Raw genomic sequence first — 16,335 nt, 5'->3', positions numbered from 1 at the left:
CGGCGGCCGGTGGGACCGGCCCGGTCCGGCCGGGCGGCGCGTGGGCCGCACCCGCTGGGCGGGAGCGGCCCTCCCCGCTGACGGGGGAGCCCGGGCCGGACCGGGCCGGAGTCGGTGACCCGGCCGCGGATCGCTCGCCTATCCGGCGATCTCGTAGTCCTTGATCAGCTTGGACTTCCACTCCTCGGCCAGGGCGTCGAGCCCGGCCTTCGGGGTGGCCTGCCCGCGCAGGATCTTCACGTAGTGCTGGTCGAAGGCGACGAACAGGTCACCGACACCGGGGATGACCGGGCGCGACTTGGAGGTGGCCAGGGCGTCCTGGAAGGCCTTCTTCGCCGGGTCGGCGGTGACCTCCGCGGTGTAGGCGGACTTGCGCGTCGGCAGGGTGTTGATCTCGGTGGCGGTGAACTCCTGGCTCTTGGCGGAGGACATGAACTTCACGAAGAGGTAGGCCGCGTCCTTGTTCTGCGAGCCGCGGTAGACCGAGTAGTTGTGGCCGCCGATGGGTGCCGCGGCCTTGCCGGAGGAGCCCGCCGGGATCGGGGCGATGCCCAGGTTCTTCTTGTCCTTGAACGCCTTGCCGGTGTAGTCGTCGGCCACCGACCAGGGGCCGTTGACGACCATGGCGACCTTGCCGTCCTTGAAGGACGTCTGCGCCGCGACGTAGCCGTCCGTGGAGGCGGGCTTGAGGGAGACACCGGACTTCACCATGCCGACGGCGGTCTCGATGCCCTTGACGGCCTCGGGCGCGTTGACCGTGATCTTCTTGCCCTTGGTGTCGAGCATGTCGCCGCCCTCGCCGTAGAGGAACGGCAGGGAGAAGTAGCCCTCGGGATTGAGCTGGGTGCCCGCGACGCCCGTCTTCTTCTTGACGGTCTTCGCGGTCCTGACGAACTCCTCCCAGGTGGCCGGGGGCTTCTTGATCCCGGCCTTCTTGAGGAGCTCCTTGTTGTAGAGGAGACCGAGGGTGTCGGTGACCTGGGGGACGCCGACCGTCTCGCCCTTCCACTTGGCGGTGGAGAGGGGGCCTTCGAGGAAGTCGCCCGCGTCGTCCAGTGCCGGGGTGCCGTCCAGGGGCTGGAGGTAGCCGAGGTTGGCGAACCCGGCCGACCAGCCGACGTCGGTGCGGATGACGTCGGGGGCGCCCTTGCCGGACTGGGCCGCGGTCTTGAACTTCTGTTCGGCCGCGTCGAAGGAGACCGGGACCCGCTTGACCTTGATCTTGGGGTACTCGGCCTCGAAGTCCTTGACGAGCTTCTCGTACGTCGGGCCCTCGGCCTCGTTGGAGGTGTCCCACCACGTCACGGTGCCGGTCACGCTGCCCGGGTCCTCGGCGGCCTTGGAGCCGTCGCCTCCGCCGCCCCCGCTGTCCCCACCGCACGCGGTCGCCGCCAGAGCCAGCACGCCGGCCAGGGCGGCGATCGATATGCCTCGACGCATAGTGATCTCCTCATTGAGTGAGGCCCGGCCTGGTCCGTCAGTGCCATCTGCTGCGGCTCGCCTCTCCCACGGCGGCCCCGGGCTGGGAGGAAGCTAACAGGGCTGCAATCTCTTGCGAAAGAGCTTGCAGAAAGAAAACGACGGGATTCCCGGGCTGTTACCTCTTCGTGTCCCGGGGGTTGACCCGGATGTTCGAGGCTCGTACGGTCTCCGCGGCGGCAGGCTTCTGACGGCTTGCTGCAAGAACCATCAGAACAATGGCCTTACGGGCATGGCGCGTTGCCACGAGGCTGCACCGTCACCCGCACCTCCCCCCACAGGAGGATTCATGGCCATATCCGTCGGCGGAACGGCCGGCAAGTCCCTCGTCGTCACGGTCGCCCTCGCGGCGGGCGCCGCGGCCGTCCTCGCCTCACCTGCCGCGACACCCCGGGCCTCGGCGTCCCCGCCCGGGAGCAAGGACGTCACCGCCGTCCTCTTCGAGTGGCGTTTCGACTCGGTTGCCCGGGAATGCAAGGATTCGCTCGGTCCGGCGGGCTACGGGTACGTCCAGGTCTCGCCGCCCCAGGAGCACATCAAGGGCGACCAGTGGTGGACCTCGTACCAGCCGGTCAGCTACAAGATCGCCGGACGGCTCGGCGACCGCGCGGCCTTCACGAACATGGTCGACACCTGCCACGACGCCGGGGTGAAGGTCGTCGCCGACACCGTCATCAACCACATGGCCGCCGACAGTGGCACGGGCACCGGCGGCTCCTCGTACACCAAGTACGACTACCCCGGGATCTACTCGGGCTCCGACATGGACGACTGCCGGTCGGCCATCGACAACTACAAGGACCGGGCGAACGTCCAGAACTGCGAACTCGTCGAACTCGCGGACCTCGACACCGGCGAGGACCGCGTCCGCTCCCGCATCGCCGCCTATCTGAACGACCTGCTCTCCCTCGGCGTCGACGGCTTCCGCATCGACGCCGCCAAGCACATGCCCGCGGACGATCTGCGGGCCGTCAAGGCGAAGTTGAGCGACCCGGACGCCTACTGGAAGCAGGAGGCCATACACGGCGCGGGCGAGGCGGTGTCACCGTCCGAGTACCGGGACACGGGTGACGTCCAGGAGTTCCGCTACGCGCGCGACCTCAAGCGGGTATTCGGCAGCGAGCGGCTGGCGTATCTGAAGAACTACGGCGAGGGCTGGGACTTCATGCCCAGCTCCTCCTCGGCGGTCTTCGTCGCCAACCACGACACCGAGCGCGGCGGCGACACCCTCAGCTACAAGGACGGCGCCGACTACACGCTCGCGCACGTCTTCATGCTGGCGTGGCCGTACGGCGCCCCCGACGTCCACTCCGGCTACGAGTTCACCGACCGCGACGCCGGGCCGCCGAACGGCGGGACGGTGAGCGCCTGTTACCAGGACACATGGAAGTGCCAGCACGCCTGGCCGGAGATCGAGCGGATGGTGGCCTTCCGTAACACCGTGCGGGGCACCGAGGTCACCGACTGGTGGGACAACGGCAACGACGCGATCGCCTTCGGGCGAGGCGACAAGGGGTTCGTCGCCCTCAACCACGAGGGGGAGTCGCTGAAGCGGACGTACCAGACGTCGATGCCGGCGGGGGACTACTGCGATGTGCAGTCGGGCCGCTCGGTGACGGTGGACGGCTCGGGCCGCCTGGAGGCCACGCTGGCCTCGAACACGGCGCTGGCGATCCACGCGGGAGCGCGCTCCTGCGGGTGACGCCGTGACGGCCGCCGCGGCCGATGGCTGCGGCGGCCCGTCCGGGGAAGTCCGCGGGCGGCGTGCGCCGTTCAGGGCGACCGCTGCCCGCCGTCCCGGCAGCGGTACGGACGGCTGATGGGGGTGGCCGGGGGAGCCCGCTGTGTCTGCGGGCCCCGCGGGGGGCGCCACGCAAGGGGCCGGGGGCGCGGCATCGGTCCACGCAGGTGTGGTGAGCGGCGGGGGAGCTGCTGCTCGCGTCGGCTGCGTCGGTCCGGTGATGAACCGGGGCGGTCGGTCGCGCGGGGACGGTCGGTTCGCGGTGCGCTCCCACGCCCACGGGGGCCGCGTGCCAACTCCCGCCCAGCCGCGCCGATATGGGCGGCTCAGGTGGATGCCCGGCGCCGGGGGTGCGCCGGTTGCCGGAACCACCGGTCTCGGCGGGGTTCGGTCGCGGCGTCCGTGGTCGCGGTCGCGGTTGCGGGCCGTGGTCGCGGCAGGTCCGGCGCCGCGGGCCGGCGACAGCAGGCGTTCCGCCCCCGGCGCTCAGCGGCGGTCGTGAAAGTCCGGCGCGCAGCGCCGGTGACGGGGCCGCGGCGAAGGGAAGGTCCGCCGCGGCGAGAGGAAGGTCCGCCGCGGAGAGCAAGGTCCGCCGCGGCGGAAGCAGTGAAGCCAGCAACTCCCCTCCCTCCGAAGGAGATGTCACGCCGATGAGACGCATCCGCACGACCGGGCGCGGAACCGCGCTCGCCACCGCCGCGGCAGCACTGCTCGCCCTGCTGCCGTCCGGCGGGCCGCCCACCGCGCAGGCGGCCGTCTCCGCGCCACCCCCGCCGTCCGATGCCGCGCTCGCCGCGCAGCCCGCCCGGCACGACCTCACGCGCGAGCAGTTCTACTTCGTCCTCCCCGACCGCTTCGCCAACGGCTCCGCCGCCAACGACCGCGGCGGGCTCACCGGCGGCCGTCTCGACACCGGCTTCGACCCCACCGACAAGGGCTTCTACCAGGGCGGCGACCTCAAGGGCCTCACCGAGAAGCTCGACTACATCAAGGGGCTGGGCACGACCGCCATCTGGATGGCGCCCATCTTCAAGAACAAGCCGGTCCAGGGTGAGGGCAAGGACGCGAGCGCCGCCTACCACGGCTACTGGATCACCGACTTCACCCAGGTCGACCCGCACTTCGGGACCAACGCCGAGCTGGAGACGCTGATCGAGACGGCCCACGCCAAGGGCATGAAGGTCTTCTTCGACGTCATCACCAACCACACCGCCGACACCGTCGACCACGCGGAGAAGGAGTACGGCTACCGCCCCAAGGGCGCGTACCCGTATCTCGACCGCGAGGGCCGCCCGTTCGACGACCGCGCCGGGATGCGGCGCGTGGACGAGGACTCGTTCCCGTACACGCCGAAGCGGCGGACAGATGAGACGAAGGTGCCCGCCTGGCTCAACGACCCGGCGCTCTACCACAATCGGGGCGACTCCACCTTCGCCGGGGAGAGCAGCGAGTACGGCGACTTCGCGGGCCTGGACGACCTGTGGACCGAGCGTCCCGAGGTCGTGTCCGGGATGGAGAAGATCTACCAGCGCTGGGTCCGCGACTTCGACATCGACGGCTTCCGCATCGACACCGTCAAACACGTCGACCTCGACTTCTGGACCCAGTGGGCCACCGCCCTCGACGCCTACGCCGCACGCCACGGCCGCGAGGACTTCTTCATGTTCGGCGAGGTCTACGCGGCGGACCCCGCCGTCACCTCGCCCTATGTGACGCGCGGCCGGCTGGACGCCACCCTCGACTTCCCCTTCCAGGACGCGGCCCGCGCCTTCGCCTCCCAGGGCGGCCCCGCGGCGAAGCTGTCCGGCGTCCTCGCGCAGGACTACCGCTACACCAGTGACAAGGCCAACGCCTATGAACAGGTCACCTTCCTCGGCAACCACGACATGGGACGGATCGGGACGTTCCTGAAGCAGGACAACCCCGAGGCGAGCGACGCCGAACTGGTGCGCCGGGCGCGGCTGGCCAACGAGCTGATGTTCCTCGGCCGCGGCAACCCCGTCGTCTACTACGGCGACGAGCAGGGCTTCACGGGAGCGGGCGGCGACAAGGACGCCCGGCAGTCCCTCTTCGCGTCGAAGACCGACGACTATCTCGACGACGACCAGATCGGCACGGACCGGACGCACGCCACCGACGCGTACGACCCCCGTCACCCGCTCTACCGGTCGATCGCCGCGCTGGCGAAGCTCACGACGAAGCACCCGGCGCTGCGCGACGGTGTCCAGACCGAGCGCTACGCGGCGAAGGGCGCGGGCGTCTACGCCTACTCGCGTCACGATGCGCGCGAGCGGACCGAGTACGTGGTCGCGGTCAACAACGCCACCGAGGCGCAGCGGGCCGACATTCCCACCGGCGCCGCCGGGATGAGGTTCCGCCCGGTCTACGGCGCTCAGGGCGAAGGCTCCACGACGGGGCAGGACCGGAAGCTGTCCGTCGAGGTCCCCGCGCTGTCCGCCGTCGTGTACAAGGCGGAGAAGAAGCTCCCGGCGCCGGCGTCGAACCCGTCGGTGAGCCTGGACGCCCCGGCCGACGGAGCCACCGGCACCGTCGAGGTGTCGGCCGATGTGGACGGCGGCGGCCTGAACCGCGTCGTCTTCGCCGCCCAGGTCGGCAACCGGAAGTGGAAGGTGCTCGGATCGGCCGACCACGCCCCGTACAAGGTGACCCACCACATCGCCGGCAACGTCTCCGCCGGAACTCCCGTGCACTACAAGGCCGTTGTCGTCGACAGCGCGGGCCGCACCGCGAGCGCGCCCGCCTCGACGACGACCGGGCAGGCCCCTGAGCCGCCGAAGCCGGGCGCCGTCCAGCGCGCGTACGCGATCGTCCACTACCAGCGCCCGGACGGCGACTACGACGGCTACCGGTTGACGACGGGCGGCTCCACGGCGGAGTTCACCGGCCGCGACGCGTACGGCGCCTTCGCCTGGGTGAAGGTGGAGGACGGTGCCACCGAGATCCCGTTCACCGTCGAGAGGAACGGCACGGCCGACGGCCCGCAACGTAACCTCGACCTCGCGCGCACCGGCGAGGTGTGGATCGAGCAGGGCAAGGACGGGCTGGAGGAGAAGGCCCCCGACGGCGCCTATCCGCCGCAGGACACCAAGACAGCCGTCCTCCACTACCACCGCGCCGACGGGGACTACGACGGCTGGGGCCTGCACACCTGGACCGGTGCCGCCGAGCCCACCGACTGGTCGGAGCCGCTGAAGCCGGTGCGCCGGGACGCGTACGGCGTGACCTTCGAAGTGCCGCTCGCCGAGGGCGCGAAGTCCCTCAGCTACATCGTCCACAAGGGCGACGAGAAGGACCTGCCCGACGACCAGTCGCTGGACCTGGCGACCTACGGCCACGAGGTGTGGCAGCTCTCCGGCGAGCAGCAGTATCTGCTGCCGAGCACGGGCCGCGCCCCCGACCTCGACCTGGACAAGGCCGAGGCGCAGTGGATCGACCGCGACACCGTGGTGTGGAAGACGAAGACCACCGGCGCCGCGAGCACCCAGCTCGTCCACGCGCCCGAGGGCGGCATCACCGTCGAGGACGGGGCGCTGAGCGACGAGGGCCACTGGCTGCGGCTGAACCCGTCGGAGCTGACCGGCGCCCAGAAGAAGGCGTATCCGCATCTGAAGGACCACCCCGCCTTCACCGTCGACCCGCGCGACCGGGACCGCGTACGGGACGCGCTGCGCGGGCAGATCGTGGCGACCCGGCGCGCCGCGACAGGGGCGCTCCTCGCCGCGACCGGCGTCCAGACCCCGGGGGTGCTGGACGATCTCTACGCGAAGAAGGCCGAGCGGGCGAAGCTCGGCCCGGTCTTCCGCGACGGCCGTCCCACCCTGTCCGTCTGGGCGCCGACAGCCCGCACGGTCTCCCTCGAACTCGACGGCAGGACCGTGCCGATGCGGCGTGAGCGGGGCAGCGGCGTCTGGAGCGTCACCGGCGAGCGGAGCTGGACCGGGAAGCCGTACCGCTATGTGGTCGACGTCTGGGCCCCGTCCGTCGGGAAGCGGGTGACGAACAAGGTCACCGACCCGTACGCGACCGCCCTGACCGCTGACTCCCGTCGCAGCCTGGTCGTGGACCTCGCGGACCCCGCCCTCGCGCCCCAGGGCTGGAACTCCCTGAAGAAGCCCGCCGTGACTCCCTTGCGCGGTGCGCAGATCCAGGAGCTGCACATCCGCGACTTCTCGGTCGCCGACCGGACGTCCGGGCACCGCGGGCAGTACCTCGCCTTCACCGACCGGGGTTCGGCCGGGATGCGGCACCTGCGGAAACTGGCCCGCTCCGGCACCTCGTACGTCCATCTCCTCCCGGCCTTCGACGTCGGCACGATCCCGGAGCGGAAGGCGGACCAGCAGAAGCCCGGCTGCGACCTGGCGTCGTACGCGCCGGACTCGGAGAAGCAGCAGGAGTGCGTGGGCAGGACGGCCGCGAAGGACGCATACAACTGGGGCTACGACCCGCTGCACTACACCGTCCCCGAAGGCTCCTACGCGAGTGATCCCGACGGCACGCGCCGCACGGTGGAGTTCCGGCGGATGGTGCAGGGCCTCAACGGCTCAGGGCTGCGGGCCGTGATGGACGTCGTCTACAACCACACCGTGGCGAACGGCCAGGACGACAAGTCCGTGCTGGACAGAATCGTCCCCGGCTACTACCAGCGCCTGCTGGACGACGGCTCGGTCGCCACCTCCACGTGCTGTGCCAACACCGCGCCCGAGCACGCCATGATGGGCAAGCTCGTCGTCGACTCCGTCGTCACCTGGGCCAAGCAGTACAAGGTCGACGGCTTCCGCTTCGACCTCATGGGCCACCACCCCAAGGCCAACCTCCTCGCCGTCCGCAAGGCCCTCGACGCCCTCACCCCGGAGAAGGACGGCGTCGACGGCAAGAGGATCGTCCTGTACGGGGAGGGCTGGAACTTCGGGGAGATCGCCGACGACGCCCGCTTCGAGCAGGCCACGCAGAAGAACATGGCGGGCACCGGCATCGCGACCTTCTCCGACCGGGCGCGCGACGCGGTGCGCGGCGGCGGGCCGTTCGACGACGACCCGCGCGTCCAGGGCTTCGCCTCCGGCCTGTTCACCGACCCCAACGGGTCGAAGGCGAACGGCACCCGCGAGGAGCAGAGGGAGCGGCTGCTGCACTACCAGGACCTGATCAAGGTGGGCCTGACGGGCAACCTCGCCGGGTACTCCTTCACCGACAGCAGCGGGAAGAAGGTCACCGGCGCGGACGTCGACTACAACGGCGCCCCGGCCGGCTACGCGGCCGCACCCGGCGACGCCCTCGCCTACGCCGACGCCCACGACAACGAATCCCTCTACGACGCGCTCGCGTTCAAGCTCCCGCAGTCCACGCGGGCGCGGGACCGGGCCAGGATGCAGGTCCTGGCGATGGCCACGGCCGCCCTCTCGCAGGGCCCGGCGCTCTCCCAGGCGGGCACGGACCTGCTCCGCTCCAAGTCCCTGGACCGCAACTCCTACGACAGCGGCGACTGGTTCAACGCCGTCCACTGGACGTGCGGGGACGCGGGCAACGGCTTCGGCCGCGGACTGCCGCCGTCGGCCGACAACGAGCCCAAGTGGCCGTACGCGGCACCGTTGCTGGCCGACCCGGCGCTGCGCCCCGGCTGCGGCACGGTCACCGCGGCCTCGGGCGCGTACCAGGACATGCTGAGGATCCGTACGACGGAGAAGGCGTTCGACCTGGCGTCGGCGGATGCCGTGCAGTCGGCGTTGTCCTTCCCGCTCTCGGGCCAGGACAACGGGGAGACGCCGGGCGTCATCACGATGCGGCTCGGCGACCTGGTCGTCGTCCTCAACGCGACACCGGACCGGCAGAAGCAGCGGATCGCCTCGCTCGCGGGAACGCGGTACGCGGTGCACGCGATGCAGGCGCGCGGATCGGACGCGGTGGTGAAGTCCTCGTCCTACGCGGAGGATTCGGGCACCTTCACCGTCCCGGCGCGCACGGTGGCGGTCTTCGAGCGCCGCTGAACGGAGCGGCGCCCGCCCCGGCGGGGCGCCGCTCAGCCCCGGCCGCCGTTGCCACGGCCGGACGGCCGGGTCCCGGGAAGCTGCTCATGCGGCGGACGGCCTCATGGGCGTGGACGGCGATCGCGGCCGAGATGCCCGGGCGCCCTTCGGCGGTCCGATCCGTCATGGGTGCTCGTTCAGCCTCCGCGTTTCACATGCGCCGGGGTCCGGCTACGGGGTCGTCTCCTGCTCGTCACGCCGCATGGACGGTCAGGCGAAGAGGAGTGTCGGCTCGGCGAGAATGTCGCGGCTCAGCTCGCTCCTGTAGATGAGGTCGATGCTGCCGAAGCGGGCCTCGGCGTAGTCCAGTCCGAGGGCGGACACGGCTCGGCGCACGTCTTCCTCGGACGTGCTCTCGATCTCCAGAAAGGTGGGGAGATCGGGCCAGGTGTCGAAGTCGTAGGTGACTCCCTTGAGTTGCCACTCCTCGCGGTAGTTCTGCTGGAAGCGCACCTGGCGGAGGCCGAGGGCCTTGAGGAGTTCAGCGGTCTTCTCCAGGTCGCTGACCTCGATCTCGATCTCGGTGGTGCCGTTGATGTGAGTGGCGTCGGTGACCTGTTTGAGGGTCAGCGTGGTTTTCCCGCCCTCGTCCCGGAGGCGGAGCCACTGCTCGCCCTGGACGGCGTCGTTCTCGAAGATCAGACGTGTGAACAGGGTCTTGGGGAAGACCTGCTCGGCACCCTCGCTGCGCAGCCGGTCGCGTACGGCGGCGACGTCGATCTCCAGGAATGTGGCTTCGTATTCGTGCTGCGCCATGACTCTCCTCTGCTGGGTACTTGCCCGGGTACTCGGGTCGTGGAAGTCCTGCTCGCGCCATCATCGGACCTCGCTGCAGCCGCCGCTGCGCACGAACTGTTCCACGGGAAAGCAGAGGTCCGTGCGCCGAATGCAGACGCCGACATGAAAGGTGCCTTGGGTTCGCGACAGAGCCGGAGTTCCGGAGCAATCCTCCTTGCGGTCAACCGCGTTGTTGTCCCGGCGCAGTCCTGACGGGCGGACGTTGTGCCCGTCCAGCAGTACGTCGATGGCGTCAAGCGGTTGCTCTCCGCCCGCCAGAAGTGATCCGATCGGTGCGTGTCACCCGAGCATGGTCGGTGACCACACGACGGAAGAGGGCGTGCCCCGTCCGACCGGTATGCCGTAGGCACCAGTCCTGAGCCCCTTCCTGCTCACCCTGGCCGCCGGAATCCTCACCGCAGCCGGGTGCGGCGCAGAACGCTTCGAAGGTCACTCCTCCGTCCGGCGCGTGCCGGATGCTGTGCTCGACGAAGCGCATGACCGCGCGACTCATGCGCGTCCCCCGTGCACGTGGTTGCGGATCTCGATGTTGAGGTCGGACACGCGGGAGAAATCCCCGCGCATCCTCGCTTCGGTGCGCTGGCCGTCCAGGGCCAGGCACACACCGCAACCGGCCGTAGGCGTCGGATCCGGTTCCAGCCCCAGTGGCAGCTCGACCGGCGCTGTCGTGTACCTCGTCGGTTCGCTCACGTGCCACCCCTGCATGACTCGGCTGGGCCGTCTTTCATCGGACGGCCAGTCAACGGCTGGAGGCGCGTTCAGCTCTCGCTCATCACCTCGGCCGTCGATGATCTGACACGACGGACACCGGCTGTTTCACCCGGTGCGTGATCGCCGGAGGCCCGGGAGCCGGTGGCCCGGGAGCCCGGGGAGCCGGGGAGCCGGGGAGGCGGGGAGCCGGAGAGCCCGGGGAGCCGCGCGACTATCGCAGACGCCGGTGCCCGTCGGCGGAGACCTTCTCCGTGACGCCGTGGTGGTCGAGGTGTTCCAGCAGGGGGACGACGACGCGTCGCGGCGCGTCGAGGGCGGCGCGTGCCTCGCTCACCCGGAACGGCGGGGCCAGCCCGCGGAGTACGGCGACGGCCCGCTCCACCGCGTCGGGGGTGAGATGGACGCCCTGGGCGAGGCGTACGAGTACGCCGTGCCGGTTCAGCGCGTGCAACTCGTCCCTGCTGACGCCGAGTTCGCGCCAGCGCTGCTCGGTCGGCGTGCGGGGGCCCGCCACGGCGAGTTCCCGGCGGGCGATGTCCGCGGCCCGGCGCAGACCGGCCGGGAGAGGGGCACCGGCCAGGGCGATGCGGCCGTGACGCTCCGTCAGCCGGGGTGAGGTGAGGAGGTCGATCACCCCGGCGTCGGGGAGGCCGAGCGCGTCCCGGACCCGGGCCCGCGTCAGCTCCGGGGCGCCGGCGGGCTCCTTCTCGTGAGCCTGGACAAGGGCCAGCAGCCTTTCGGTGAGGGTGTGCCGGTGCGCGGGGTCGATCCGCCATTGCGGCTCGTCGGGGTCCTCCGGCAGCGGGACGCCGAGCCGCCGGAGGTCCGCACTGCGCGCCAGGCCGCGGTGTGCCAGTTCGTCGGACAGCACCGGCCGCCCGGTCGCGGATTCCAGGACCGTCCTGCGCCGTGCGGCGGCCCCGCGGCCGGAGAAGGGGGCGGGCATCGGGTCCAGGACGGTCGCGCCCAGCACCACGCGCGAGGACGGGTCGCGCACCGCCAGCCGGTCACCCACGTGCAACGGCACGGGCGCGGACAACCGGAGCCGCGCGAGGTCGTCGGCGAGCCGGCGCAGCCGGGCCGGGCGGCGGGCCGTCCCGATGTGGCACATGACCGCCTCGGGCAGTGCCGGTGGCTGCGCGTTGCCAGTCCCGTGCAGCCGTATGTCGGTTTCTGTGGTGGTGACCCAGGCGTCAGGAGTGAGCAGGGCGGTGCCGCGGGGCACCGCGTCGAGCGTGACGCGCCGCAGGTTGACCGCGACCCGCGTGGGCCCCGTGGCGTCCGCCACCGCCCGTTCGCACACATGGAGTTCGCGTACGACTCCGACCGAGTCCTGCGTACGCGCGGGGCACAGCTCGACCCGGTCCCCGGCGCGGAGTGTTCCGGTGGGCAGCGTGCCGGTGACCACGGTGCCCGCCCCGGGGAGGCTGAACGCCCGGTCCACCCACAGCCGTACCGGGCCGGGGGCGGGCGGGAACGCCGGGGCGAGCCGGCCGAGCGCGGTGCGCAGCGCGTCGAGGCCGTCTCCGGTGCGCGCGCTCGTCGCCACCGTGGCCGCGACGGGCAGGCCGCGCGCCCGCAGTCGGCGGCGGGCGGCGGCCGCGGCGGGCTCCGGATCGGCGAGGTCGCTGCGGGTGATCACCAGGATCAGGTGCGGTACGGCGAGAGCGGCCAGGACGTCGGCGTGCTCCGCGCTCTGCGCGGCCCAGCCCTCGTCCGCCGCGACCACGAGCAACGCGGCGCGTACGGGGCCGAGTCCGGCCAGCATCGTGTGCAGATAGCGCTCGTGGCCCGGCACGTCGACGAAGGCCGCGCGCGGTCCGCCCGGCAGGTCGCACCAGGCGAACCCCAGGTCCAGGGTCAGTCCCCGGCGCCGCTCCTCGGCGAGCCGGTCCGGGTCACGACCCGTCAGGGCACGGATCAGGGAGCTCTTGCCGTGGTCGACATGCCCGGCCGTGGCGACCACGATCATGAGGCGGCCCGTACCGCGTCGACGACCCGCTGGTCCTGGAGGGGATCGATCGTCCGCAGGTCCAGGAGGCACCGTCCGTCCGTCACCCGGCCGACGACGGGCGGTGTCCCGGTGCGGAGCGGCGCGGCGTACGACGCCGGCAGGCTGAGGGCCACACTCGGCAGCGTGACCTCCGGCGCGCCTCCGCCGCCGACCCTGGCCGAGGAGTCCACCACACGGGCGTCCGCACCGGGGAGCCGGTCCGCCATCCGGTGGGCGCGGGCCCGCAGTTCGGCCGGATCGGCGCGCAGCGCCTGTACGACGGGTGGGTGCGGGCCGCGGAGGGTCGCCTCGAGGGCGGCGAGCGTGAGTTTGTCCGTACGGAGCGCGCGGGCCAGCGGGTTGCGCGCCAACTGCTGTACGAGAGTGGCGTCCCCGAAGATCAGTCCGGCCTGCGGGCCGCCCAGCAGCTTGTCGCCGCTCGCGGTCACCAGCGCCGCGCCGCACCGCAGGGCGCTCTGCACATCCGGCTCCCCGGGCAGCACCGGCGCGGGCCGCAGCAGGCCCGATCCGACGTCGACGACGACCGGTGCGTCCAGCGCGGACAGGGCGGCCACGCCGACCGACCGCACGAAGCCCGTCACCACGAAGTTGGACGGATGCACCTTCAGGACGAAGGCGGTCTCGGGCCCGATCGCGGACGCGTAGTCCTCGGGCGTGGTCCGGTTCGTCGTGCCGACCTCGCGCAGCCGGGCGCCGGTGCTCTCGATCAGCTCGGGGAGCCGGAACCCGTCGCCGATGGCGACCAGTTCACCCCTGCTGATCACGATCTCCCGGCCCCGGGCCAGGGTGAGCGCGGCCAGCGCCAGCGCCGCGGCGTTGTTGTTCACCACGTGCACGTCGCCGGCCTCGGGCACGGCCGCCAGCAGCGCCTCGCGTACGCCCCGGCCACGCCGGGCCCGGGTGCCGGACGCGAGATCGAACTCGACGTCGGTGCACCCGGCGGCCGCGACGACGGAATCGACGGCCGCCGGTCCCAGCGGTGCTCGGCCGAGGTTGGTGTGCACGATGACGCCGGTCGCGTTGATGACCGCCCGCAGGCGGCTCACCGTCTCCGGCAGGGTCCGCAATGCCTCGGCCAGCGCCTCGTCCGGTGCGATCTCGCCTTGCCGCACCCGCTCCTGCGCCGCCCGCACGACGGACTTGACCGCGGCCCGCCCCAACCGGTCGACGGCGGGGCGCAGTTCGGGCGCCGCCAGCAGCGTGTCGGTGCGCGGCACCCGGCGCCTCGGGTCAGCCATGGACGCCGCCCGGGGCAGAGGTCTGGCGGAGGCGGACGGGAATCGAACCCGCCTGGCCGGGAACCCCGGCCACGTCGGTTTTGAAGACCGCGGGCGCCACCAGGCGCCGTACGCCTCCCTGTTGAGAATATACCGCTATACGGAGAACATATGGTTGTGTGGGGGTATGGAGTCGATGGACCGAACCCCGATCCGCCTGACGCAGTACGGGCGCGGCGGTGGATGCGCCTGCAAGATCCCCCCGGGAGAGCTGGAGGAGGTGCTCTCCGGACTGCCCCAGCTCTCGCAGAACCTGGTGGTCGGCGCGGAACACGGGGACGACGCGGCCGTCGTCGCCCTCGACGCGTCGACCGGCGTGGTGGCGACCACCGACTTCTTCACGCCCGTCGTCGACGACCCGTACACCTGGGGCCGTATCGCGGCGGCCAACGCGCTCTCCGACGTCTACGCCATGGGCGGCCGGCCCGTGCTGGCGGTCAACCTCCTGTGCTGGCCCCGCGAGACGCTGCCCATGGAGTGGGCCGCCGAGGTACTGCGGGGCGGGGCGGACGTGGCGCGCGCCGCGGGATGCCCCGTCGGCGGCGGGCACAGCGTCGACGACGCGGAACCCAAGTACGGCATGGCCGTGACCGGTGTCGTCGACCTCGACCGCCTCATGCGCAACGACGCCGGCCGCGCCGGCCTGCCGCTCTCGCTGACCAAGCCGCTGGGCATCGGGGTGCTCAACACCCGCCACAAGGCGACGGGTGAGGTCTTCCCGCAGGCGATCGCGGCGATGACGGAACTCAACGACCGCGCCGGTGCGGCGGCGGTCGAGGCGGGGGCTCGGTGCGCCACCGATGTCACGGGGTTCGGTCTGCTGGGGCATCTCTACAAGCTCGTCCGGGCGAGTGGGGTCTCGGCGGTACTGCACGCCGATGCGGTCGGTTATCTGGAGGGGGCGAGGGACGCGGTGGAGGACGGGTTCGTGAGCGGTGGCACCCGGCGCAACCTGTCCTGGGTCGAACCCCACGTGGACTTCGGGTCCCTGGGCGAGGACGACCGGCTGCTGCTGGCCGATGTGCAGACCTCAGGAGGGCTCCTTGTCGCCGGAGAGGTGCCGGGCGCGCCGGTGATCGGCGAGTTGGTGCCCGCCGGTCCCGCCGCGATCACCGTCCGCTGACCGTCCGGCATCCGCGAGCAGCGGCAGCCCGACCACGAGGACGGCCGCCACCACCAGGCCCCCGGCCGCGACGGTGATCACCCATACGGACGCCGGGACGGGGGCCGGGGTTCCGTCCCTGCTCGCGGCGGCGGTCAGCAGGCCGCCGAGGCCGCCGGAGCAGATCGCCGCCGCACGCACGACGGTGTGCGGGCCCAACCGGTCCCGGCTGTCCAGACAGCCGCAGCGCGGGCGCCGGCCACGCGCGAGCTGCGCCCCCGCGTACGCGGTGAAGACCGCGCCCAGCAGGACCGTGCCGAGCGCCGGCACCTGGAGGGGCAGCGGACCGGGCCGGGCCGACGGCGGCAGCAGATGCATCAACACGCCCAAGCCCAGGGCGAGTTCGACGAGCGGTACCGCCCACGCCAGGCGTCCGGCGTGGGCGGCGACGACACGTCCGTGCTCGGCCAGGGTCAGGGCGAACGCCGGGCGGTGGCGCAGCTTCCACCCCCCGGCGCTCAGCAGGACGAACCCGCTGCCGGTTGCGCCGACGGCGCCGAGCAGCGTCCAGTCCATCGTCCTTCTCCTCTGTTCCTCTAGGTGAGCAGCGGAAGGACCAGAACCGCCTGGCCCGCGGCGAAGGCGAGCACGAGCGTGGCCTTCAGCCACCGCTCCCAGGAGATCCAGGCCAGGTCCCAGTCACCGCTCTCGACTCCGTAGTACTGCGAGCCGATGGTCATCACGGCCCGGCCGAGACCGAACGCGGCACCGGCCGCGAGCGCCGTGAGGGGCCCGGCGAGCCCCGCCACCAGCACGAGAGCCGCGTAGGGCAGCCCGGACGGCACATAGGTGCGCATCCCTGTGCCCATTTCGATCCCGAACTGCAGTGGGCCGAAGAACCGGCCGTGCCGGAACACGGTCTCGGGGACCAGCCGAGCATTCTGCGGCAGGGAGAACGCCGGCCACCCGAACTCCCGGGCGGCCAGGACCACCAGGACGACGACGGTGGCCACGGCCACGGCGGTCACCGGCAGCACCGCGCGCAGCACGGAACCCACCAGCATCACACCGAGACCACTGATCACTCCGCCCAGCACGAGGCCGAGCGAGAACGCGTACGGGGGAAGACCTCGCCAGACCGACGAGCTCAGCACGGAGGCCGAGTTGCGGCT

General features: G+C 71.8%; 9 protein-coding genes, 1 tRNA gene and 1 pseudogene. 3 read left to right on the top strand and 8 right to left on the bottom strand.

What is annotated here, in order from left to right:
• Positions 1-138: 138 nt before the first annotated feature.
• The gene (locus tag ABZ822_RS20855) at positions 139-1,440 is read right to left on the bottom strand and encodes an extracellular solute-binding protein (RefSeq protein WP_360855970.1); all 1,302 of its coding nucleotides are present in this window, start codon (positions 1,438-1,440) and stop codon (positions 139-141) included.
• 328 nt (positions 1,441-1,768) lie between these two features.
• Between ABZ822_RS20855 and ABZ822_RS20850 the strand changes: the two are divergent.
• Both ABZ822_RS20850 and pulA read left to right on the top strand, forming a co-directional pair.
• Positions 1,769-3,175, top strand: a pseudogene (locus ABZ822_RS20850) (alpha-amylase family protein); the annotation flags it as partial.
• Positions 3,176-3,870: 695 nt separating this feature from the next.
• Positions 3,871-9,222: a pullulanase-type alpha-1,6-glucosidase gene (pulA, locus tag ABZ822_RS20845; protein ID WP_360855967.1), complete on the top strand. Its 5,352-nt coding sequence runs from the start codon at positions 3,871-3,873 to the stop codon at positions 9,220-9,222.
• Positions 9,223-9,471: 249 nt separating this feature from the next.
• Here the strand turns inward: pulA and ABZ822_RS20840 are convergent, their stop codons facing one another.
• The 5 genes from ABZ822_RS20840 to ABZ822_RS20820 form a co-directional block, all read right to left on the bottom strand.
• The gene (locus ABZ822_RS20840; RefSeq protein WP_360855964.1) at positions 9,472-10,017 is read right to left on the bottom strand and encodes a CYTH domain-containing protein; all 546 of its coding nucleotides are present in this window, start codon (positions 10,015-10,017) and stop codon (positions 9,472-9,474) included.
• Positions 10,018-10,548: 531 nt separating this feature from the next.
• Positions 10,549-10,749 carry a hypothetical protein gene (locus tag ABZ822_RS20835; protein WP_360855961.1) on the bottom strand — a complete coding sequence of 67 codons (201 nt, stop codon included), beginning with the start codon at positions 10,747-10,749 and terminating at the stop codon, positions 10,549-10,551.
• Between the two features lie 232 nt (positions 10,750-10,981).
• Positions 10,982-12,742: a selenocysteine-specific translation elongation factor gene (selB, locus tag ABZ822_RS20830; RefSeq protein ID WP_360855958.1), complete on the bottom strand. Its 1,761-nt coding sequence runs from the start codon at positions 12,740-12,742 to the stop codon at positions 10,982-10,984.
• Entirely contained in the window at positions 12,739-14,022 is a 1,284-nt protein-coding gene (gene selA / locus ABZ822_RS20825; protein WP_360855955.1) for an L-seryl-tRNA(Sec) selenium transferase, read from the bottom strand. The genes selB and selA overlap by 4 nt, the downstream gene beginning before the upstream one ends.
• A gap of 23 nt (positions 14,023-14,045) precedes the next feature.
• Positions 14,046-14,140, bottom strand: a tRNA-Sec gene (locus tag ABZ822_RS20820).
• Positions 14,141-14,188: 48 nt separating this feature from the next.
• Here ABZ822_RS20820 and selD point away from each other — a divergent pair.
• The gene (selD, locus tag ABZ822_RS20815; RefSeq protein ID WP_360855952.1) at positions 14,189-15,184 is read left to right on the top strand and encodes a selenide, water dikinase SelD; all 996 of its coding nucleotides are present in this window, start codon (positions 14,189-14,191) and stop codon (positions 15,182-15,184) included.
• On the opposite strand, the gene ABZ822_RS20810 is transcribed toward selD, so the two are convergent.
• Both ABZ822_RS20810 and ABZ822_RS20805 read right to left on the bottom strand, forming a co-directional pair.
• Positions 15,092-15,739: a MauE/DoxX family redox-associated membrane protein gene (locus tag ABZ822_RS20810; RefSeq protein WP_360855949.1), complete on the bottom strand. Its 648-nt coding sequence runs from the start codon at positions 15,737-15,739 to the stop codon at positions 15,092-15,094. The genes selD and ABZ822_RS20810 overlap by 93 nt on opposite strands.
• Before the next feature lie 20 nt (positions 15,740-15,759).
• On the bottom strand, positions 15,760-16,317 hold the full coding sequence (locus ABZ822_RS20805) for a hypothetical protein (RefSeq protein ID WP_360855946.1): 558 nt from the start codon (positions 16,315-16,317) through the stop codon (positions 15,760-15,762).
• Positions 16,318-16,335: the final 18 nt, after the last annotated feature.

Source organism: Streptomyces sp. NPDC047108 (assembly GCF_040643575.1).
GTDB lineage: Bacteria > Actinomycetota > Actinomycetes > Streptomycetales > Streptomycetaceae > Streptomyces.
This window is presented reverse-complemented; position numbering and strand designations above follow the sequence as displayed.